The sequence below is a fragment of the Azospirillum sp. P4_B5 genome, assembly GCF_056402275.1.
Genome location: NZ_JBFUHT010000018.1, coordinates 245305 through 265014 on the forward strand (window position 1 = coordinate 245305; position 19710 = coordinate 265014).

General features: G+C 70.1%; 16 protein-coding genes. 8 read left to right on the forward strand and 8 right to left on the reverse strand.

All coding sequences use genetic code 11. From position 1 onward, the window contains the following. Positions 1 to 23 precede the first annotated feature (23 nt). A complete protein-coding gene (locus AC1DVI_RS16130) occupies positions 24 to 1010 on the forward strand; it encodes an aldo/keto reductase (RefSeq protein ID WP_476958818.1) in 987 nt (328 codons plus the stop codon). Here the strand turns inward: AC1DVI_RS16130 and AC1DVI_RS16135 are convergent. Next, positions 1007 to 1879 carry a LysR family transcriptional regulator gene (locus AC1DVI_RS16135; RefSeq protein WP_476958819.1) on the reverse strand — a complete coding sequence of 291 codons (873 nt, stop codon included), beginning with the start codon at positions 1877 to 1879 and terminating at the stop codon, positions 1007 to 1009. The genes AC1DVI_RS16130 and AC1DVI_RS16135 overlap by 4 nt on opposite strands. A gap of 107 nt (positions 1880 to 1986) precedes the next feature. On the opposite strand from AC1DVI_RS16135, the gene bla reads away from it, so the two are divergent. From bla to AC1DVI_RS16155, 4 genes are all read left to right on the forward strand, one after another. Next, positions 1987 to 2877 carry a class A beta-lactamase gene (gene bla / locus AC1DVI_RS16140; RefSeq protein WP_476958820.1) on the forward strand — a complete coding sequence of 297 codons (891 nt, stop codon included), beginning with the start codon at positions 1987 to 1989 and terminating at the stop codon, positions 2875 to 2877. 368 nt (positions 2878 to 3245) lie between these two features. Further along, entirely contained in the window at positions 3246 to 3998 is a 753-nt protein-coding gene (gene dsrO, locus AC1DVI_RS16145; RefSeq protein ID WP_476958821.1) for a sulfate reduction electron transfer complex DsrMKJOP subunit DsrO, read from the forward strand. Then, complete coding sequence (gene nrfD, locus AC1DVI_RS16150; protein ID WP_476958822.1) at positions 3998 to 5131, forward strand: NrfD/PsrC family molybdoenzyme membrane anchor subunit; 1134 nt, start codon at positions 3998 to 4000, stop codon at positions 5129 to 5131. Before dsrO ends, nrfD begins: the two co-directional genes overlap by 1 nt. 14 nt (positions 5132 to 5145) lie before the next feature. Continuing rightward, positions 5146 to 8253, forward strand: coding sequence for a molybdopterin dinucleotide binding domain-containing protein (locus tag AC1DVI_RS16155; RefSeq protein WP_476958823.1), 3108 nt, complete (start codon positions 5146 to 5148; stop codon positions 8251 to 8253). A gap of 212 nt (positions 8254 to 8465) precedes the next feature. Here the strand turns inward: AC1DVI_RS16155 and AC1DVI_RS16160 are convergent, their stop codons facing one another. The 5 genes from AC1DVI_RS16160 to AC1DVI_RS16180 all read right to left on the reverse strand — a co-directional run bounded on the left by AC1DVI_RS16160 (position 8466) and on the right by AC1DVI_RS16180 (position 13271). Then, the gene (locus tag AC1DVI_RS16160) at positions 8466 to 9683 is read right to left on the reverse strand and encodes an ATP-dependent DNA helicase (RefSeq protein ID WP_476958824.1); all 1218 of its coding nucleotides are present in this window, start codon (positions 9681 to 9683) and stop codon (positions 8466 to 8468) included. A 75-nt stretch (positions 9684 to 9758) separates the two neighbouring features. Then, positions 9759 to 10952 carry an MFS transporter gene (locus AC1DVI_RS16165; RefSeq protein ID WP_476958825.1) on the reverse strand — a complete coding sequence of 398 codons (1194 nt, stop codon included), beginning with the start codon at positions 10950 to 10952 and terminating at the stop codon, positions 9759 to 9761. A 13-nt stretch (positions 10953 to 10965) separates the two neighbouring features. Then, positions 10966 to 11775, reverse strand: coding sequence for an amino acid ABC transporter ATP-binding protein (locus AC1DVI_RS16170; protein ID WP_476958826.1), 810 nt, complete (start codon positions 11773 to 11775; stop codon positions 10966 to 10968). Between the two features lie 4 nt (positions 11776 to 11779). Further along, positions 11780 to 12442, reverse strand: a complete 663-nt coding sequence (locus AC1DVI_RS16175) for an amino acid ABC transporter permease (RefSeq protein ID WP_476958827.1) — start codon at positions 12440 to 12442, stop codon at positions 11780 to 11782. A gap of 31 nt (positions 12443 to 12473) precedes the next feature. Then, a complete protein-coding gene (locus AC1DVI_RS16180; RefSeq protein ID WP_200478452.1) occupies positions 12474 to 13271 on the reverse strand; it encodes a glutamine ABC transporter substrate-binding protein in 798 nt (265 codons plus the stop codon). Between the two features lie 302 nt (positions 13272 to 13573). Here AC1DVI_RS16180 and hutG point away from each other — a divergent pair, with 302 nt between their 5' ends. The 3 genes from hutG to AC1DVI_RS16195 are packed head-to-tail and all read left to right on the forward strand — an operon-like array spanning position 13574 to position 16580. Continuing rightward, the gene (hutG, locus tag AC1DVI_RS16185; RefSeq protein WP_476958828.1) at positions 13574 to 14374 is read left to right on the forward strand and encodes an N-formylglutamate deformylase; all 801 of its coding nucleotides are present in this window, start codon (positions 13574 to 13576) and stop codon (positions 14372 to 14374) included. Beyond that, complete coding sequence (locus tag AC1DVI_RS16190; protein ID WP_476958829.1) at positions 14371 to 15795, forward strand: formimidoylglutamate deiminase; 1425 nt, start codon at positions 14371 to 14373, stop codon at positions 15793 to 15795. The genes hutG and AC1DVI_RS16190 overlap by 4 nt, the downstream gene beginning before the upstream one ends. Then, positions 15792 to 16580, forward strand: a complete 789-nt coding sequence (locus AC1DVI_RS16195) for an IclR family transcriptional regulator (RefSeq protein WP_476958830.1) — start codon at positions 15792 to 15794, stop codon at positions 16578 to 16580. The genes AC1DVI_RS16190 and AC1DVI_RS16195 overlap by 4 nt, the downstream gene beginning before the upstream one ends. A 152-nt stretch (positions 16581 to 16732) precedes the next feature. Here the strand turns inward: AC1DVI_RS16195 and AC1DVI_RS16200 are convergent, their stop codons facing one another. Both AC1DVI_RS16200 and AC1DVI_RS16205 read right to left on the reverse strand, forming a co-directional pair. Beyond that, positions 16733 to 17308, reverse strand: coding sequence for a HutD/Ves family protein (locus AC1DVI_RS16200; RefSeq protein WP_476958831.1), 576 nt, complete (start codon positions 17306 to 17308; stop codon positions 16733 to 16735). Between the two features lie 90 nt (positions 17309 to 17398). Continuing rightward, entirely contained in the window at positions 17399 to 19438 is a 2040-nt protein-coding gene (locus AC1DVI_RS16205; RefSeq protein WP_476958832.1) for a M3 family metallopeptidase, read from the reverse strand. Positions 19439 to 19710: the final 272 nt, after the last annotated feature.

The following is a 19710-nucleotide window of genomic DNA, read 5'->3' on the forward strand; positions in this document are numbered from 1 at the left end:
CACGGAACAACGAGAGGTCGATCATGCCGGACCGCAAGCATTTCGCTCCGCCCGGACCCATCGGGTTTGGTGGCGCTCCGCTCGGCAACATGTTCGAAGAGGTGCCGGACGACGTGGCGGAGGCCACGCTGGCCGCCGCCTGGGACGCCGGAATCCGCTATTTCGACACGGCGCCGGAATACGGCCCCGGCATATCGGAGCACCGGTTCGGCCATGTCCTCCGCAACCGCCCGCGTGACGACTTCGTTCTGTCCACCAAGGTCGGGCGCCTGCTGCGCGCCGATGCCAGCAAGGGCGGCAAGCACGGTCCTTTCGTGAAGGGGCTGCCCTTCCGGGTGGACTACGACTACACCGCCGACGGGGTGCGCCGCTCCATCGAGGACAGTTTGCAACGGCTGGGCATGGCGCGCATCGACATCGCCTACATTCATGACTGCGCGGAGGACGCCCACGGCGACCGCTGGCTGGAGGTGTTCGACACCGCCATGACGGGCGCCGCCGTGGCGCTGACCAAGCTTCGCGAGGAGGGCGTGATCCGCGGCTGGGGCCTGGGCGTCAACCGGGTGGAGCCCTGCGTGATGGCGCTGGAGCGGGCCGACCCGGACGTCTTCCTGCTGGCCGGGCGCTACAGCCTGCTGAACCAGCCGGCGTTGGACACGCTGTTCCCGCGCTGCCAGGAACGCGGCGTCCATGTGGTGGTCGGCGGCCCCTACAATTCCGGCCTGATCGCCGGAGGCAAGAATTTCGAGTACCAGGAGGCTCCGCCGGACAAGGTGGCGGCGCGCGACCGACTGGCCGAGATCGCCAAACGGCACGGCGTGGACCTGCGGGCGGCGGCGCTGCAATTCTGCGCGGCGCACCCGGTCGTCGCCTCGGTCATTCCGGGCACCAAGAACCCGCCGCGCGTGCAGGAGAACGTGGCGCTGATGAAGCAGTCGATTCCGGCGGACTTCTGGCGTGAGTTGAAGCAGGCCGGCGTCCTGCCAGAGCAGGCCCCAACGCCGGCCTAATCTTCCGCTTGGACGGCGGCGATCCAGTGGCGAAAGCTCTGCATCGCCGCCGTCTCGGGACGGGAGTGCAAGCGGGTCAGCCAGTAGCGGCCGGCCGGCACCTCGATGGCGAAGGGGCGGACCAGCCGGTCGGTGGTCAGGTCATGGCCGAACAGCCGCGCCGGCAGCAGCGCCACCCCGGCGCCCATTGCGGCGGCGGCGGCGATGGTGGGGGAGGAATCGAAGACCGGTCCGCGGATGGCCGGGCAGGGCACCCCGGCCAGCGCGAACCAGCGCTGCCATTCCTCGACCCGGTAGGAGCGCAGCAGCACCTCCCGCGTGAGGTCCGCCGGGGCGGACAGCCGTTGCGCCAGCGCCGGGGCGCAGAGCGGGGTCAGCGGGGCGTCGAGCAGCGGCACCGCCTCCACCCCGTGCCAGGAACCGTCGCCGAAGCGGATGGCGAAATCCAGCCCCTCGCCGGCCAGATCGACCCGGTTGTTGTTGGTCAGGATGCGCAGGTCGACCGCCGGGTTCGCGGCGGTGAAGGCCGGCAGGCGCGGCAGCAGCCAGCCCGTGGCGAAGGTTCCCACCACCCCGACCGTCAGCACCTCGTGGTAGCGCCCGTCGGCGAAGCGGTCGAGAGTCGCGCCGATCCGCTCGAAAGCGTCCATCAGCACCGGCACCAGCGCCGCCCCTTCGTCGGTCAGGGCGAGGCCGCGCGGCAGGCGGCGGAACAGGGTGACGCCCAACCGCGCCTCCAGCGTGCGGATCTGCTGGCTGACCGCCGCCTGGCTGACGCACAGCTCCAGCCCGGCGCGGGTGAAGCTGAGATGGCGGGCCGACGCCTCGAAGGCGCGCAGCGCGTTGAGCGGAAGCTGTGGACGGGCCATGGACAGCTATAAGTTTTTCTTGCGGCTTGTGAAAACTATCATCGTTTGTTCGGAGGCCGGCAGCTTTTTATCGTCCGTCCATCGACACGGCATGACACGAGGATAGAATGATCAGACGGCGGGCTTTCCTGGCCGCGGCGGGCGGGATGACGGTGCTGGCGGCGACCGGCGTGAGGGCGGAGAAACCCAGGAAATTCGGGGATAAGCGGCTGGCCGACGCCATCGCCGCGCTGGAAACCCGCAGCGGCGGGCGGCTGGGCGTGGCGGTGCTCGACACCGGCACCGGGCAGCGCTTCGGCCATCGCGCGGACGAGCGCTTCCCGATGTGCAGCACCTTCAAATTTCTTTTGGCTGGGGCCATCCTGAAGCGGGTGGACGAGGGGCGCGAGCGGCTGGACCGGCGCATCCCGGTGACCAAGGCGGACATGGTCCCCTACGCCCCCTTCGCCGAAACACGCCTCGACGGCCCGCCCCCGACGGTGGCCGAGCTGTGCGAGGCGACGATGACGCTCAGCGACAACGTGGCGGCGAACCTGCTGCTGCCGGCGGTGGGCGATCCCGCCGGGCTGACCGCCTTCCTGCGCACGTTGGGCGACCAAAAGACCCGGCTGGACCGCAACGAGCCGTCCCTGAACAGCGCCATTCCCGGCGACCCGCGCGACACCACCACCCCCGCGGCGATGGTCCAGAGCATGGAGCGGCTGATGCTGGGCGACGCGCTGACCCCGGCGTCGCGTGAGCAACTCATCGCCTGGATGGTCGCCAACCGGACCGGCGACAAGCGCCTGCGCGCCGGGCTGCCGACGGGCTGGCGCGTCGGCGATAAGACCGGCACGGGCGTGCGCGGGACGGCCAACGACATTGGCATCGTCTGGCCGGAGGGGCGGGCGCCGCTGCTGATCGCCAGCTACCTGACCGAGACGGCCGACAGCTTCAAGGAGCGGGACGCCACCCACGCCGGCGTGGCCCGCGCGGTCGTCGACACGCTCAAGGGCTGAGCGCATTTGAAATCCCCTCTCCCCTCCGCTCTCGCGCAAACTTCGTTTGCGCTGACGCGACAGGCGGACCTTTGGTCCGCCGAAAGCGGGGAGAGGGTTAGGGTGAGGGGGTTGCGCTTCTGCCGGACGTATCGCCACGCGCAACCCCCTCACCGGCCCTTCGGGCCACCCTCTCCCCGGAGGGGAGAGGGCTATGAAGGTCAATGCGATTGCCTTGACCGGACGCCCTGCGGCATGTCGTCACTGGGGTTTACCCTAAGAAGTGTAGGGATGCCCCCAATGGGAGTGGGGGCAGGGGGCCGGTACCCTTCGCACCATAAGGCCGCGGTTCGTCGCGGCCGAAGGATTCAGGTGCGAAGAGGCCAGCCATGGACCGATCAAGGCGCAACTTCTGCCTCGGCGCGGGCGCCGCGACCATCGGGGCCGCGACGGCGGCGGCGATGCCCGCCGCCGCCGCCCCCGGCGCTGCGTCGCTCCGCCGGGACGGCGATCCGGCGCACCGCTGGGCGATGGTGGTGGACGTGGGCAAATGCGTGGGCTGCCAAGCCTGCACGGTCGCCTGCATCATGGAGAACGATGTCCCGGAAAACAGCTTCCGTACCATCGTCTCCACCTACGAAGTGACCGAGCAGGGCAAGGCCGGCAGCTACATGCTGCCGCGCCTGTGCAACCATTGCGAGGACCCACCCTGCATCCCCGTCTGTCCGACCGGCGCGACCTTCCAGCGCCGGGACGGCATCGTCGTGGTGGACAACACCGTCTGCGTCGGCTGCGCCTATTGCGTCCAGGCCTGCCCCTACGACGCACGCTTCATCAACCACGAAACCCAGACCGCCGACAAATGCACCTTCTGCGTCCACCGCGTGGAGGCCGGCCTGCTGCCCGCCTGCGTGGAAACCTGCGTCGGCGGCGCCCGCGTCTTCGGTGACCTGAACGACCCGGACAGCGCCGTCTCCATCCTGGTCCGCGAGGAGAACCCGAAGGTCCTGAAGCCGGAGCAGGGGACCCAGCCGCGCGTCTTCTACCTCGGCCTCGATCCCCGCTTCCAGGGGAAGGTCGACGGCACGCCGACGCTCTGGCGGCCCTCCGCGCAGCCTCACGCCCCAAAGGAGCACGCGTGATGGACAACCACATCGTCGAGGTCATCAATGTGACCCGCGAGGTCGCGTGGCTTCCCTGGGCCGTTCAGTATTTCTTCCTGATCGGCCTGTCGGTCGGCGGCCTGCTGCTGAGCCTGCCCGGCTACGCCTTCGCCAATGAGGACTGGCGCAAGCTCGGGCGCACCGCCCTGCTGGTGGCGCTGACCTGCGGGCTGGCCGCCCCGGTGGCGCTGCTGTCGGACCTCCACCAGCCGGGCCGCTTCTGGCACTTCTACGTCGTGCTGCGCCCGACCTCGTGGATGTGGTGGGGCTCCGTCTTCATCCCCCTCTACGTCACGGGCCTGCTGGTCTACGGCTGGGCCTGTTTCCGCGAGGAGTTGCAGGCGCATGGCCAAGTGGACAGCCGCCTTGCCGCACTCTACCGGCTGGCGTCGCTGGGCGGCGGGCGCAACGACGCGCTGATCCGCGCCGCCGGCCTGTTCGCCCTGGCCGGTGCGCTGCTCGTCGCCCTCTACAGCGGGGCGGAGGTCGCGGTGGTCAGGGCGCGCCCGCTGTGGCACACGCCCTTCCTGCCCGTGCAGTTCCTGATGACCGCGCTGGCCGGCGCCGCCGGGCTGGTGCTGGTGCTGAACCGCTTCGCCGCCGGCAACGACCGCGCGGTGGAGCTGCGGGCGAACCGGCTGCTCGCCGGCGTCCTGGGCGGCGTCATGCTGGTCGGCGCGCTGTGGCTGGCGCTCGGCCTGTTCGGACTGGATGCCACCCACGCCGAGGCGCTGGGCAGCGTCGCCGGGTCGGAGGCGTGGCGCGTCACCGCCGTCTGGGCCGTCGCCGCCACCGCGCTGCCCTTCGCCATCGCCGTCGCCAAGCCGGCCGGAACGGGGCTGCTGACCGGGCTGATCGCCCTGCACGGCGCCTGGATGTTCCGCTGGACCGTGTTCATCGGCGGCCAGACCGTGCCGAAGACCGGCGCCGGCTTCTACGATTACGCGCTGCCCGCCGGTCCGGAGGGGCTGCTGGGGATTGTCGGCACGGCCGGACTCTGGCTGTTCCTGCTGATCGCCCTCACCGCCATCCTGCCTTCCCCGCGCCGCCCGGCGCCCGCTCCGGCCCACGCCGCCCAGGCGCCCGCCGGAACCGTGGCCGCCGCCGAGTGAACGGAGCACCCATCATGTCCATCTCCCGTCGCCTTCTCCTGAAGACCAGCGCCGCCGGCGGCGCGCTCGCCGCCTTCGCGGGTGGCTTCTCCGACACCGGGCGCAAGCTCGTGAAGGGCGCCTGGGCCGGGGACAAGCCCGACCACGCCATCTCCGGCAACGCCCCGGCCCCCGAATTCCGCGTCGATCCGGCGACCGGCGACCTCGCCCCGACGCCGGGCCAGATCGTCGCCAACGTCGCCTGCCTCGGCTGCACCACCCTGTGCGGCGTCCGCGTCCGGGTGGATGTGGAGAGGAACAAGGTGCTGCGCGTCGCCGGCAACCCCTACAGCCCGCTGTCCACCGATCCCTTCCTGCCCTACGGCACGCCGATCAAGGAAAGTTTCAAGTCGCTGTCGCGGCTGGACGAGAAGGGGCTGAAGGGCCGCTCGACCGCCTGCGGGCGGGGCAACGCGGCGCTGGAGATGCTGACCTCGCCCTTCCGCGTCGCCACGCCGATGAAGCGCGTCGGCCCGCGCGGCTCCGGCCGGTGGGAGCCCATCGCCTTCGACCGGCTGGTCGAGGAGATCGCGGAAGGCGGCGACCTGTTCGGCGAAGGCCCGGTGCCCGGCCTGCGGTCTTTGCGCGACCTGAAGACGCCCATCGACCCAACCGCCCCCGAATTGGGGCCGAAGGTCAACCAAGTGGCCCTGCTGTCCTCGGTCAACGACGGGCGGGAGCCCTTCGTGCGGCGCTTCTTCAACCAGGCGCTGGGAACGATCAACGTCGTCGGCCACGGCTCCTACTGCGGCGGCGCCTACCGCTCCGGTTCGGGGGCGGTGTTCGGCGACGCCAAGAAGATGCCGCACGCCAAGCCGGACCTGCAGAACGCCGAGTTCGTGCTGTTCATCGGCACCGCCCCGTCGAACGCCGGCAACCCGTTCAAGCGGCAGGCCATGCTGCTCGCCAAGGGGCGGACGGACGGCGTCCTGAACTACGTCGTCGTCGACCCGGTGCTGACCAACGCCGACAACCGCGCGGCGGCGGAGCGGTCCGACTGGATTCCCATCCGGCCCGGCACCGATGGCGCCCTGGTCATGGGCATGATGCGCTGGATGTTCGAGAACGGGCGCATCGACGCCAACTATCTCTCCCAGCCCAACGGCACGGCGGCGGAAGCGGCGGGGGAGGCCGGCTGGTGCAACGCCACCCATCTGGTGATCCAGCAGGCGGGCCACCCGCGCGACGGGCGGATGCTGCGCGCCTCCGACCTCGGCTGGGTGACGCTGGACGAGAAGGAGCGCTACGGCGCCAAGGACGCCTTCGTCGTGCTCGACCCCGCCGGCACGCCGGTGGCCCACGACGCCCTGACGGGACCGGCCGTTCTGTTCCACGGCGGGACGGTGGCGACCCCGGCGGGCGACGTCGCGGTGAAGACCAGCCTGACACTGCTGCGCGAGCAGGCGATGCGGCTCGACCTCGCCGGCTATGCCGACGCCTGCGGCATCCCCGCCGACGTCATCGCCGGTCTGGCGCGGGAGTTCACCAGCCACGGCAAGAAGGCCGCCGCCAACGCCCATGGCGGCATGATGGCCGGCAACGGGTTCTACAACGCCTTCGGCGTGGTGACACTGAACACGCTGATCGGAAACCTGAACTGGAAGGGCGGCACCATCTTCGGCGGCGGGCGTTTCCCGGACGAGCAGGACGGCCCGCGCTACAAGCTGGCGAGCTTCCCCGGTCAGGTGAAGCCCTCCGGCACGGCCATCAGCCGCCCCGTCCCCTATGAGAGGTCCAGCGAGTTCAAGGCGAAGACGCAGGCCGGCAAGCCCTATCCGGCCAAGGCGCCCTGGTACCCCAACGCCCCGCAGCTCACCACCGAGTATCTGACCAGCGGCGTGGTGGACGGCTACCCGTACCCGCTGAAGGCCCTGTTCCTGTGGAACAGCAACCCGGTCTACGGCATCCCCGGCGTCCGCGCCCAGGTGGAGGCGAAGCTGCGCGACCCGAAGGCGCTGCCGCTGATCGTCGCCATCGACCCCTTCATCAACGAATCCACAGCCTTCGCCGACTACATCATCCCCGACACCGTGCTGTACGAGACCTGGGGCTGGGCGGCCCCCTGGGCGGGCGTGCCGACCAAGACCGCGACGGCGCGCTGGCCGGTGGTGACGCCGCGCACGGAGCCGCTGCCGGACGGCCGGCACGTCCAGATGGAGACCTTCCTGATCGCCCTGGCGAAGCGGCTGAGCCTGCCCGGCTTCGGCCCGGACGCCATCGCCGATATGGACGGGAACACCCACCCGCTGGAACGGCCCGAGGACTGGTACCTGCGCGGCGGCGCCAACATCGCGTGGCTGGGCAAGCAGCCGGTGCCCGACGTCACCGACGAGGACATCGCCCTGTCCGGCGTCGCCCGCATCCTGCCGGCGCTCCAGTCGGTGCTGAAGGAGGAGGAGTGGCGCAAGGTCGCCTTCATCCTGGCGCGCGGCGGGCGCTACCAGAACCAGGCGGAGGGCTTCGAGGGCGACAGGGCCACCCACCGCTTCAAGGACGGGCTGCTGGTCTACAACGAGGCGGTCGGCGCGGCGAAGAGCAGCGTCACCGGCAAGCGCTGGACCGGCACCGCCGCCTGGACGCCCCCGGCCTTCGCCGACGGCACGCCGATGCGGCAGGTCCACACGGCGGAGGACTGGCCCTTCCAGCTCATCAGCTCGAAATCGGTGCTGGTCAGCGCCTACACCATCGCGGCCAGCCGTCTGCGCCATCTGCACCCGGAGAACCCGGTGGGCATCAACGCGGAGGACGCGCGGCGGCTGGGCATCGCCACCGGCGACCGCATCCGCATCGCCACGCCGGGCGGGTCGGAGCTGGCGACCGCCATCGTCCGGCACGGCGTGATGCCCGGCGTGCTCGCCGTCGAGCACGGCTTCGGCCACAAGGAGTTCGGCGCGCGGCCGCACGTCATCGGCGGCCACAGCCAGCCGGTGGTGCCGGAGATCGGGGCGGGGGTGAACATCAACGATCTCGGCCTGCACGACCCGACCCGTCCGGGCGCCTCGGTCTGGGTCGATCCCATCGCCGGAACGGCGGTGCGCCAGGGACTTCCCGCCAAGCTGGAGCGGGTCGCCGCCGCGGCGTGAGCCATGGTAGGCGGAAAGATCCTCTGTAAAATTCCCTCTCCCCTCTGGGGAGAGGGTCAGGGTGAGGGGGCAGCACAGGCACAGCCTGTGCCAGGGGATTGCCAAGGGGCAGCATGCCCCTTGGCGGTGCGCCTGCGGCGCACCGGCCCCCTCACCCTCCCCACGCCTGCGGCGCGGGTCCCCTCCCTCTCCCCGGAGGGGAGAGGGTTACTTCACCCCGCCGCTCCGTCGAGTTCCGGCATCCGCCAGTTCCCGCCAAGATCGGCGTTGCGCAGCAGCAGGAACAGCTCGTCCTGCGAGCGGGTGACGGCGGTGTAGAGCCAGCGCCACTTGTGCTCGCGGAAGGCGGCGGAATCGTCGAGCACGGTGACCGAAGGGAACTCCGACCCCTGGGCGGAATGGCAGGTGATCATCCAGGCCCAATCGAACTGCTGCACGTCGCGCTCCACGCGCGGCGCCTTGGTCTCGCCGCTGTAGTGGGCCTGGAACATCCAGGGATGGACCATCAGCTTGCTGCGGGGCTTCACCTCGTCCTCCATATGGACGCCGAGCGACCACAGCCCGTCCTGTCGGCCCCGCCCCTCCGCCGCCGGGCGGGTCAGCGTGCCGATCATGCCGTTGAACAGCCCTTCCTCGCGGTCGTTGCGGCGGCAGATCACCCGCTCGCCGGCCTGGGGCATCACCGTGTCGAAGCCGTGGCGGCTGCGGATGCGCCGGGTGAAGTCGGTGCGCACACGGTGGGTGCCGCAGATGGTCTGAGTGTCCACCCGCAGGGCCAGCGGCTCGGTCACCCGGTTCAGCGGCAGCACGTGGGCGTTCCCGGCGGTGCCGAAGCGCCGCGGCAGCTCCTGCCGGCGCAGCAGATGGGCGAGCCGGATCACCGGGCTCTCCCGCGCCGTGCGGTGCGGCTCGACCAGCCGGAAATCCGGCTCGCCCTTGGTCAGCGTGCCCTGGCCGGTCACCGGGGGAAGCTGGTAGTCGTCGGCGATCATCAGGATCTTCTTGCCGGAGCGCAGCAGGTCGCCCGCCACGTCGTCCCCGACCATCGAGCCCTCGTCGCAGACGATCAGGTCGGCCTCGGCGAACTTGCCCTCCGACTTGCGGGCGAAGAACAGCTCGCCGGTGTCGTCGTCCTGCCGCGGCGCGTAGATCAGCGAATGCAGCGTCGCCGCCCGGTCGATGCCCTTGCGGCGCAGCACCTGCGCCGCCTTGCCGGTGGGCGCGCCGACCACGAAATTCTCCAGGTTGCGGCGGTCCTGGAGATGGTCCAGCGCGAAGACGGTGGTCTTGGTCTTGCCGGTCCCGGCCTCGCCGGCCAGCCAGAACATCTGGGGGGCCGCGGGGTCGGCGTACCATGCGTCGATGGCCTGGATCGCCCGGAACTGCTCGTCGGTTGGGGTATCGGTCGGGGTGTCGGTGGTGCTGGGCATGGAGCGCGGGGAGGGGGCTGCTGGGCGGGACACAGTAGCCCGCCCGCCCGCCCGCGGCCAAGCGATACGGCGCCTTTACGGCTCGGGGCGGAAAGGGCCGCTGATGAGACGGCGCAGGCCGGCGAACAGGGTCAGGCCGCCCGACACCACCCCGACATAGACGAACAGCGCGTCATGCCCGAACCACTCCATGGCCGCCGTCGCCAGCAGGGGACCAAGGGCGGCGCCCAGCGCCCAGGCGAGCAGCAGCGCGCTGGCCAGCGGCACCGTCTCCTCCACCGTCACATGGTCGTTGGCGTGGGCCACGCAGATGGCGTAGAGCGACAGGGCGGCGCTGCCCCACAGGGTGAACAGCCCAAGCAGGACGGTCTGCGGCGCCGCCCCGCCGGGCGGGTTGGCGAAGGCGGCGATCAGGAAGGCGGCGACCATCGCCACGGCGGACACCGCGAAGATCACCAGCCGCCGGTCGTGGCGGTCCGACAGCCGGCCGATCGGCCATTGCAGCACCACGCTGCCCACCTGGATGCCCGACATGATCAGCGCGACCCCGGCGGCGGGCAGGGCCAGCCCGGCGAGCCAGGCCGGGCCGATGCCGGTGACCGCGGTGTTGCACAGCCCGACCATCAGGCAGCCGGCGAAGGCCACCGGCGCCCGCCGCACATACTGCCAGGGCGAGGGCGCCGGTCCCTTCGGCGTGGCGCTGGCCGGCGGGCGGACCGCCGCCACCGGCACCAGCGACAGGCCGTAGCAGCCCGCCGCCAGGACGGTCAGCCACAGGGCCGACAGGTCCGGGCTGGCGAGCAGCATCTGGCCGCCGATCACCGCGACCTTGCAGGCGATCATGTAGAGGGAGAAGACGCTGCCCCGCGACCCCGGCGGTGACAGGCTGGCCAAACCGCTCTCCGCGACGGTGAGCATCCCGACATAGGACACCCCCATCAGCAGCCGCAGCCCGACCCAGGCCTGGGCGTCGGGCAGCAGGTTCAGCAGCAGCGTGGCGGCGGCGGCGAGCAGCCCGAAGGCGGCGAAGGACCACACCCCGCCCACCCGGCGGATCATCCAGGGCGCCGCCCAGCAGCCCAGCACGAAACCGACCGAATAGGCCGATGCTACCGCCCCGACGACCAGCGGCGGGGCCGCCGCCTCGGCGAGGCGGAGCGGCAGCAGGATTTGCAGGATGCCGTTGGCGACCTGGATGACGCAGACGCCGAGGATCAGCGCGGCCAGCACCATGAGCGGCGAGGCGGGCGCGCGAGGGCTGTGGGGCAAGATGGGCGGGACGTCAGTGATTGCCAGGCAGGGCGTCCAGCGGGTCGTCGGCCGCCGGCTGCGGGCGGGCGCCGGCGAGATGGCCGTCCACCAGCGCACGCAGGAAGCCGCGGGTGCGCTCCTGCACCGGGTTGGTGAAGATCTGCTCCGGCGAGCCGGACTCGACGATGCGCCCGTCGGCCATGACGACCACGGTGTCGGCGACCTCGCGGGCGAAGCCCATCTCGTGGGTCACCACCATCATGGTCATGCCTTCCTCGGCCAGCGTCTTCATGACCTGGAGCACCTCGCCGACCAGCTCGGGGTCGAGCGCGGAGGTCGGCTCGTCGAACAGCATCACCTTGGGCTTCATGGCGAGCGCGCGGGCGATGGCGGCGCGCTGCTTCTGCCCGCCCGACAGGGTGGACGGATAGACGTCGGCCTTGTCGTCCAGCCCCACCTTGCGCAGCAGCCCCATGGCCAGCTCCCGCGCCTCGGCCTTGGCCATGCCGCGCACCACGACGGGGGCGCGCATGACGTTCTCCACCGTGGTCATGTGCGGGAACAGGTTGAAGGACTGGAAGACCATGCCGGTCTCGGCGCGCAGCGCGTTCAGCTCCTTGTCGGGCAGCGGCTTGCCGTCGGCGATGATGGTGCGGTGGTTGATGCGGATCTCGCCGCGGTCGGCGGTCTCCAGGCAGTTGCAGCAGCGCAGCAGCGTGCTCTTGCCCGAACCGGACGGGCCGATGACCACGGTGGTGCGCGACGGCTGCACGGTCAGGCTGACGTCCTTCAGCACCTCGGTGCTGCCGAAGCTCTTGTAGACGTTGCGGATCTCGATCACCGGCTTACCCTCTTTCCACGGTCAGGCGCTTTTCGAGCTGGCGCAGAATCCAGGTGGCCGCGTTGGTCAGCACGAAGTAGATCAGCGCCACCGCGATGTAGACCTCCAGCGCGCGGAAGCTGGTGGAGATGATCCGCTGGCCCTCGCGCATCACGTCGTCGATGGTCAGCAGCGACACCAGCGCCGAGTTCTTGATCAGCGCGATGGTCTCGTTGCCCAGCGGCGGCAACATGCGGCGGAAGGCCTGGGGCAGCACCACCTCCCACATCGCCTCGCGGTAGGACATGCCGAGCGAGCGAGCGGCCTCCATCTGGCCGCGGTCGATCGACTGGATGGCGCCGCGCACCACCTCCGACACGTAGGAGCCGCTGTAGATGCCGAGGCCGATCACGCCGCACAGCCACGCCGGCAGCAGAATGCCGAACTGCGGCAGGCCGAAGAACAGCAGGAAGAGCTGCACGAGCAGCGGCGTGCCGCGGATGAAGGCGACATAGGCCGACGCGATGCCGTACAGCACGCGCCGCGCCGGGTTGAGGCGGATGATGCCGACGAGCAGCCCAAGCACGGCGCTGAGCAGGAAGGCCGCCGCGGTCACCTCGATGGTGACCACGGTGCCCTTCAGAAGCTCCGGCAACCCTCCCCAGACGGGGGCGAAGTCGAGCGTCACGGGAGGGGTCCTCCGTTCACGAAAAAAGCGATCACTTCTTGGCTTCGAACCACTTGTCGACGAGCTTCTGGTAGGTGCCGTCGGCCTTCAGCTTGGCGATGGCGGCGTTCACCTTGGTCACCAGCTCGGTGTTGTCCTTGCGCATGGCGAAGCCGTAATCCTCGGTGGTGAGCTGGTCGTCCAGCACCTTCACGGTCGGATGCGTCTGGGCGTAGAGCTTGGCGGCGGGCTTGCCGGTCACGGCGACGTCGGTGCGGCCGGTCTCGACCTGCCCGAACATCTCAGCGTTGGTCTCGACCTCGACGATCTTGGTCTTCGGGAAATGCTCCTTCAGATGGACGACCGACTTGGTGCCGATCTGCACGGCGGCGGTCTTGCCTTCGAGGTCGGCCGGGCCCTTCACGGCACTGTTGTTGGCCTTGACCATGATGACGAGGCCGCCCGGATAGTAGGTGTCGGAGAAGGCGACGACCTTGCGGCGCTCCTCGGTGATGTACATGGCCGAGGCGATCATGTCGAAGCGGTTGGCCATCAGGCCGGGGATCAGGCCCTTGAAGTCGATGTCCACCCACTCGACGCCCTTGGTGGCGCCCAGCTCCTTGGCGATGGCCTCGACCAGCTCGATGTCGAAGCCGGTCTTCTTGCCGTCCTGCGAGAATTCGAAGGGCGCGAAGGTGGCGTCCACGCCGACGCGGAAGGTGCCGTTCTGCTTGATCGAGGCGATCACCGCGTCCTCGGCGCGCGCCGGGACGGACCCGGCGCCGACCATGGTGACGACCGCGGCGGCGGCGAAGGAGGCGGCGGCGAGAAACTTACCGAAGGACTTCATGGCTTGGAATTTCCCTGTTCGTTGCGCCCGCGTCGCCGGTTTCGAACGCTGGGATGCCCCCTTGCGCAGCGACCGGCTTGGCAGCGTCATGTTTTGCCTATAAAACATATGTTGCCCAGGGAAAACAGCCGCGTCAACGCCGTTTGTCATACTGGAGCATGACGGACGCCTTATGGCAACGCCGGTGTTGCGACCACATACCAAAAAGGCCGTGTGCCGCGACCGCCGCGGAAGCCGGGGGCGACCGAACAGGGAAGCAAAAGGTTTTGCTGACAAAACATTTGTCGCACGGGAGAGTGAGTATGGACGTTTTCGGGTTTCGCGCCGCGCGCCGTCCGGTGCTGGTCAGCCTGCCCCATGTCGGCACGGCGCTGCCGGACGGATTCATCGGCCGGCTGGTGCCGGAGGCGCAGGGCCTGCCCGACACGGACTGGCACCTGCCGCGTCTCTACGACTTCCTGGAGGATCTTGGAGTCGGGGTGATCCAGGCGCGCTTCTCACGCTACGTCGTCGACCTGAACCGTCCCAGCAACGACACGCCGCTCTACAGCGGCGCCACCACGGGCCTGTGCCCGACCACCCTGTTCGACGGGGCGCCGCTGTACCAGCCGGGCGCGGAGCCGGACGCGGCGGAGGTGGCCGAGCGGGTCGCCCGCTATTGGACGCCCTACCACGACGCCATCACCGCGGAGATGACCCGGCTGCGCGACCAGTTCGGGCGGGCGGTGCTGTTCGACGCCCATTCCATCCGCTCCGTCGTGCCGCGGCTGTTCGAGGGACGGCTGCCCGACCTGAACATCGGCACCAACGACGGGCGCAGCGTTGACCCCGTGCTGAGCGAGCGGCTGGTCGCGGTCGGCGCGGATGCCGGGGCCGACGGCTTCACCCATGTCCTCAACGGGCGCTTCAAGGGCGGCCACATCACCCGCCATTTCGGGCGCCCGTCAGAGGGCTGGCACGCCGTGCAGCTTGAGATGGCGCAGGTGACCTACATGGAGGAGGATGCGCCCTTCGCCTTCGACGAGGCGCGCGCCGCGCGGATTCGTCCGCATCTGCAGCGGTTTATCGGAACAATGGCCGATTGGGCGGAGGAACGGGCGTGACGGAGACGGCGATGAACGGCATGAACGGGCTTTTCTGCGAACGGGCGCTGCTGCCCGAAGGGTGGGCCTCGAACGTGGCGCTGCGCTTCGACGCGCGGGGCACGCTGACGGCGGTGGAGCGGGACGCGGAGTCGAATGGCCTCCCGCAGGCCGCCGGGCCGGTGATCCCCGGCATGCCCAACCTGCACAGCCACGCCTTCCAGCGCGCCATGGCCGGGCTGACCGAATACGCCAGCGCGTCGGAGGACAGCTTCTGGACGTGGCGCGACGCCATGTACGGCTTCGTCCGCCGGATGACGCCGGAAGCGGCGGAGGCCGTCGCGGCGTTGCTCTACATGGAGATGGCGAAGCAGGGCTACACGGCGGTGGCGGAGTTCCACTACCTGCACCACGGTGCCGACGGGCGCCCCTACGCCGACCGGGCCGAGATGTCGCGCCGCATCCTGGCCGCCGCCGACACGGCGGGGATCGGGCTGACCCACCTGCCGGTGCTCTACGCCCACAGCGGCTTCGGCGGCAAGCCGCCGTCCGACGGCCAGAAGCGCTTCATCAACGACGTGGACGGGCTGCTGTCCATCGTCTCCGCCATGCAGAAGGCGATGGGCACGGAGCGGGCAGGCCGCCGCGTCGGCCTCGCCCTGCATTCCCTGCGCGCGGTGACGCCGGAGGAGATGCGCGACGCACTGGCCGGCCTCGACTCGCTCGATTCCGGCGCGCCGATCCACATCCACATCGCCGAGCAGACGGCGGAGGTGGACGATTGCATCGCCTGGAGCGGCAAGCGCCCGGTGGAATGGCTTCTGGAGAACGCCCCGGTCGGGCCGCGCTGGTGCCTCGTCCACGCCACGCACCTGACCCCGGCGGAGGTGGACGGCATGGCGGCGAGCGGCGCGGTGGCCGGTCTCTGCCCGACGACCGAGGCCAATCTGGGCGACGGGCTGTTCCCGGCGATCCCCTTCCTGGCGCAGGGCGGGCGGTTCGGCGTCGGGTCGGACAGCCACATCAGCGTGTCCGCGGCGGAGGAGCTGCGCCTCCTGGAATACGGCCAGCGGCTGGTGCAGCGGCGGCGCAACGTGCTGCGCATCGGGAATTGCCCGTCCATCGGCGGCGGCCTCTACCGGGCGGCGGTGGCCGGCGGCGCGCAGGCGCTGGGCCAGCCGGTGGCTGGTGGTGGCATCCGGGGCGGGATTCAGGTGGGCCAGCCCGCCGATCTCGTCGTGCTTGACGCCGACAACCCGAAACTGCTTTCTCGGACCGACGACAGCCTTCTGGACGCCTATGTCTTCGCCAGCGACGGGCACACCGTGCGCGACGTGGTCGCGGCGGGGCGGACCGTGGTGCGCGAGGGCCGCCATGTCCGGGAGGACGCCATCCGGGCCGCCTACCGGCGCGCCATCGAGGGGTTGCGCCGGGACACATGAGCGAGATCGATCCGAGCACCTACATCGCCCCGGCGCTGCAGCGCGGGCTGGCCATCCTGGAGCTGTTCACGCCGCAGCGCCGGACCCTGTCCCTGACCGACATCGCCAAGGCGCTGGGGATCGGGCGGGCCTCGGCCTACCGGCTGGTCTTCACGCTGGAGCATCTCGGCTACATCGGGCGGGTGGGGGACGGCAAGTCCTACCGCCTGGCGCCACGGTCGATGCAGCTCGGCTATCATTACCTGTCGGGGCTGGACGGGATCGAGGTGGCGATCCCCTACATCGACGGGCTGCGCGACAGCACCCAGATCTCCGCCCACATGGCGGTGCGCGACGGGACGGAAATCGTCTACGTCTACCGCGCGCATTCGCACATGACGCTGTCCAGCAACATCGCGGTCGGCTACCGCCTGCCGGCCCACGCCACCGCGATGGGCCGGATGCTGCTGAGCGGCCTTAGCGACGAGGCGATCGCGCAGCTCTACACCGGCGTGCGGCTGGACCGCTACAGCGACACCACGGCGGTCACGCTGACCTCGCTGATCCAGGAGGTGGCGGAGGACCGCAAGCGCGGCTGGACGATGAACCGCTCCTCCTTCGTGTCGGGGATCGTCGCCATCGCGGCGGCCATCCGCGACCACCGGGGCGAGGTCATCGCCGCCATCAACCTGTCCGGCCCCAGCGCCGTGATGGACCAGCCCGCCACGCTCGACCATCTGCGGACCAAGGTGGTGGAGACGGCCGACGCGATCTCGCACCAGCTCGGCTATCTGCCGCGGGTTTAAAGACCCTCGCCCCTCCGGGGAGAGGGAGGGGACCCACCGCACAGCGGKGGGGAGGGTGAGGGGGATGCGCTTTTGCCGGACGTCCCGCCACGCGCACCCCCCTCACCCTAACCCTCTCCCCGGAGGGGAGAGGGGATGTCACGTAGGGTCCTTTACCCGCGCGCCGCGACGCGGACGAGGACGGCGCAGGCCCCCGGCCCGGTTTCCAGCGTGGCGGCGGTGCCGTCCAGACGGGCCGTCCAGCCCGGCGACACCCGCGCCACGCTGTCGCCGGTGCGCAGGATCACCTCGCCGTCCAGCGCGTGGACCAGCGCCATGCCGCCGGCCGGAATGTCCGCAACCGTGTCGGCCGGCAGGATGTCGAGCCGGGCGTCGGCCCGCTCGCGGTCGAAGATCAGGTTGAAGTCGCGGATCGGCCCGTCCAGCAGGACGCAGTCCACCGCGGCGTCGCCGGAGAAGCGGAAGGGGGCGGCGCGGTTGGTCACGGTCGCCGGAACGCCGTCCACGGTCAGCCGCATGCCGGCCCCCTCGACCACGGCGATCAGCCGCTCGTAGCCGGTGAAGGCGGAGAAGGGACCGGCCTCCGCCACGTCGGCGATGCTGACCCGCCAGAGGAAGCGGCCGGCGGCGCCGGGCAGCTCCTGGAGGGCGATTTCAGTGGTCGTTCCGCCGCCGTTCTTCCAGGGCATGCGGCGGTAACGGGCGGGGTCGAGAAGAGAAACAGCCATAAGAATCCTCGCGGGACGGGGGAGGGCGTCCGGCCCAGCCCCCCGTCCCTTGTCCTCGTGATCGTGTGTGCGTCGCCGATGGGCGGTGCGTCAGGCGTCCCCGAGCGACTGGGTCAGGCCCCGGTGCTTGAGAAGCGCCTCGATGCGCGGCTCGCGTCCGCGGAAGGCGGTGTACAGCTCCATCGGGTCGCGGGTGTCGCCCGACGAATAGATCGTCTTCAGCTTCGCCGCAAGGTCGGGATCGAAGGGGTTGCCCGCCTCCAGGAACGCCTCGAACCCGTCGGCGTCGAGCACCTCGGCCCACAGATAGGCGTAATAGCCCGCGGCGTAGCCGCTGCCGGCGAACAGATGCTGGAAATGGGTCGGGCGGTGGCGCACGGCGATTTCCGCCGGCATGCCGATCTTGTCCAGCACCGACCGCTCGAAGGCGGCGACATCCGTGTCGGCGGCGTCGCTCCGGGTGTGGAATTCCAGATCGAGCAGCGCCGCCGCGGTGTACTCTACGGTGCCGAAGCCCTGGTTGAAGTTGCGGGCGGCGAGCAGGCGGCGCAGCAGGTCCTGCGGGATCGGCTCCCCGGTCTGGTGATGGCGGGCATAGGTGGACAGCGTCTCCGGAACCGCCAGCCAGTGCTCGTAGATCTGCGAGGGCAGTTCCACGAAGTCGCGGCGGACCGAGGTGCCGGACTGGCTCGGGTAACGGACGTTGCTGAGGCAGCCGTGCAGGAAATGGCCGAACTCGTGGAACAGCGTCTCGGCGTCGTCGAAGCTGAGGAGCGTCGGCTCGCCCTTCGAGAAGTTGTTGTTGTTGACGATGATCGGCGACACCGCCCCGTCGAAACTCTCCTGGTCGCGGTAGCTGCTCATCCAGGCGCCGGAGCGCTTCGACGACCGGGCGAAATTGTCGTGCAGGAAGAGGCCGACATGCCGCCCGTCCTTTTCCGTCACCTCGTAGACGCGGACGTCGGGATGGTAGACCGGCAGGTCGGGCCGCTCGGTGAAGGCCAGCCCGAACAGGCGCCCGGCGGTGTCGAAGGCTGCGCGCACCATGTTCTCCAGCACGAAGTAGGGCTTCACCTCCGCTTCGTCGATGTCGTACTTGGCCTGCCGCACCTTCTCCGCGTAGTAGCGCCAGTCCCAGGGGGCGATCGGCTCGTTCATGCCCTCCGCCCGCGCGCAGTTCTGAAGCTCCGCGCGCTCGGCGGCGGCCTTCTCCTTGGCCGGTCTCCAGACCTGCAGCAGCAGCCGTTCGACGGCGGAGGTGTCCTTCGCCATGCTGTCGTCCAGCTTGAAGTCGGCGTAGCTGGCGTAGCCCATCAGCTTGGCCTGCTCGGTGCGCAGCGCGACGATCTCGCGGATCAGCGGACGGTTGTCGTGCTCGCCCTCATGCTCGCCGCGGCGGATCCAGGCCTCGTAGGCCACCTGCCGCAGGTCGCGGCGGGCCGAGAAGGTCAGGAACGGTTCGACCGAGGAGCGGGCCAGCGTGATGACGTATTTGCCCTCCTGCCCGCGCTCCTTGGCGGCCTGGGCGGCGGCGTTGCGCGCGAAGTCCGGCAGGCCGGCGAGGTCGCTCTCCTCCAGCACGAGCTGCCAGTCCTTCTCGTCGTGCAGCACGTTTTGGCCGAACAGCGTGTGCAGGGTCGCCAGCCGCTCGGTGATCGCGGTCATCCGCGCCTTGGCGTCCGGCGGCAGCAGCGCGCCGCTGCGCACGAAACCGAGATGCTGGCGCTCCAGCAGGCGCAGCTGGTCGGGGGCGAGGTCCAGCGTACTGCGCCGCTCGTAGAGGTCGGCGACGCGGGCGAACAGCGCGGGGTCCAGCGCGATGCGCATGGAGTGCTGGGCGAATTTCGGCGCGTAGTCGCGGGCGATGGTCTCCAGCGCGTCGGTGGTGTTGCTGGAGTTCAGGTTCCAGAACACGCCGCCGACCCGGTTCAGGAAGCGCCCGCCGCGCTCCATCGCCTCGATGGTGTTGGCGAAGGTCGGGGCCTCGGGGTTTCCAGTGATCGCCTCGATCTCCGCGATGCTCTCCGCCATGCCATGGTCGAAGGCGGGCGGAAAATGCTCGGCCTGGATGCGGTCGAAGGGCGGCAGGCCGAAGGGCGTGGTCCAGGTTTCGAAGAACGGGTTGCTCATCAAGGCCCCTTGCTGACCGGAAACGGAAGACATGCCGAACATGGTGCCGCAACCGGCCCTCCGCCACAACACGCCGGTCGCCGCAGGGCGCATCCCGGAGCGGCGAAAATGGAAGGAACCGCGGCGCAGAACTAGGGTCTGTTGACATTCATGTGGCGAAGGGGGGTTCCCGCGGCTTGCGAAACCTGATTCAAGGCTGCCGAGCAGGAGGTGGCCTTGGACCGATTGGTGCTGCAGGATGATCAATGGGAGCGGATCGCACCGCTTTTGCC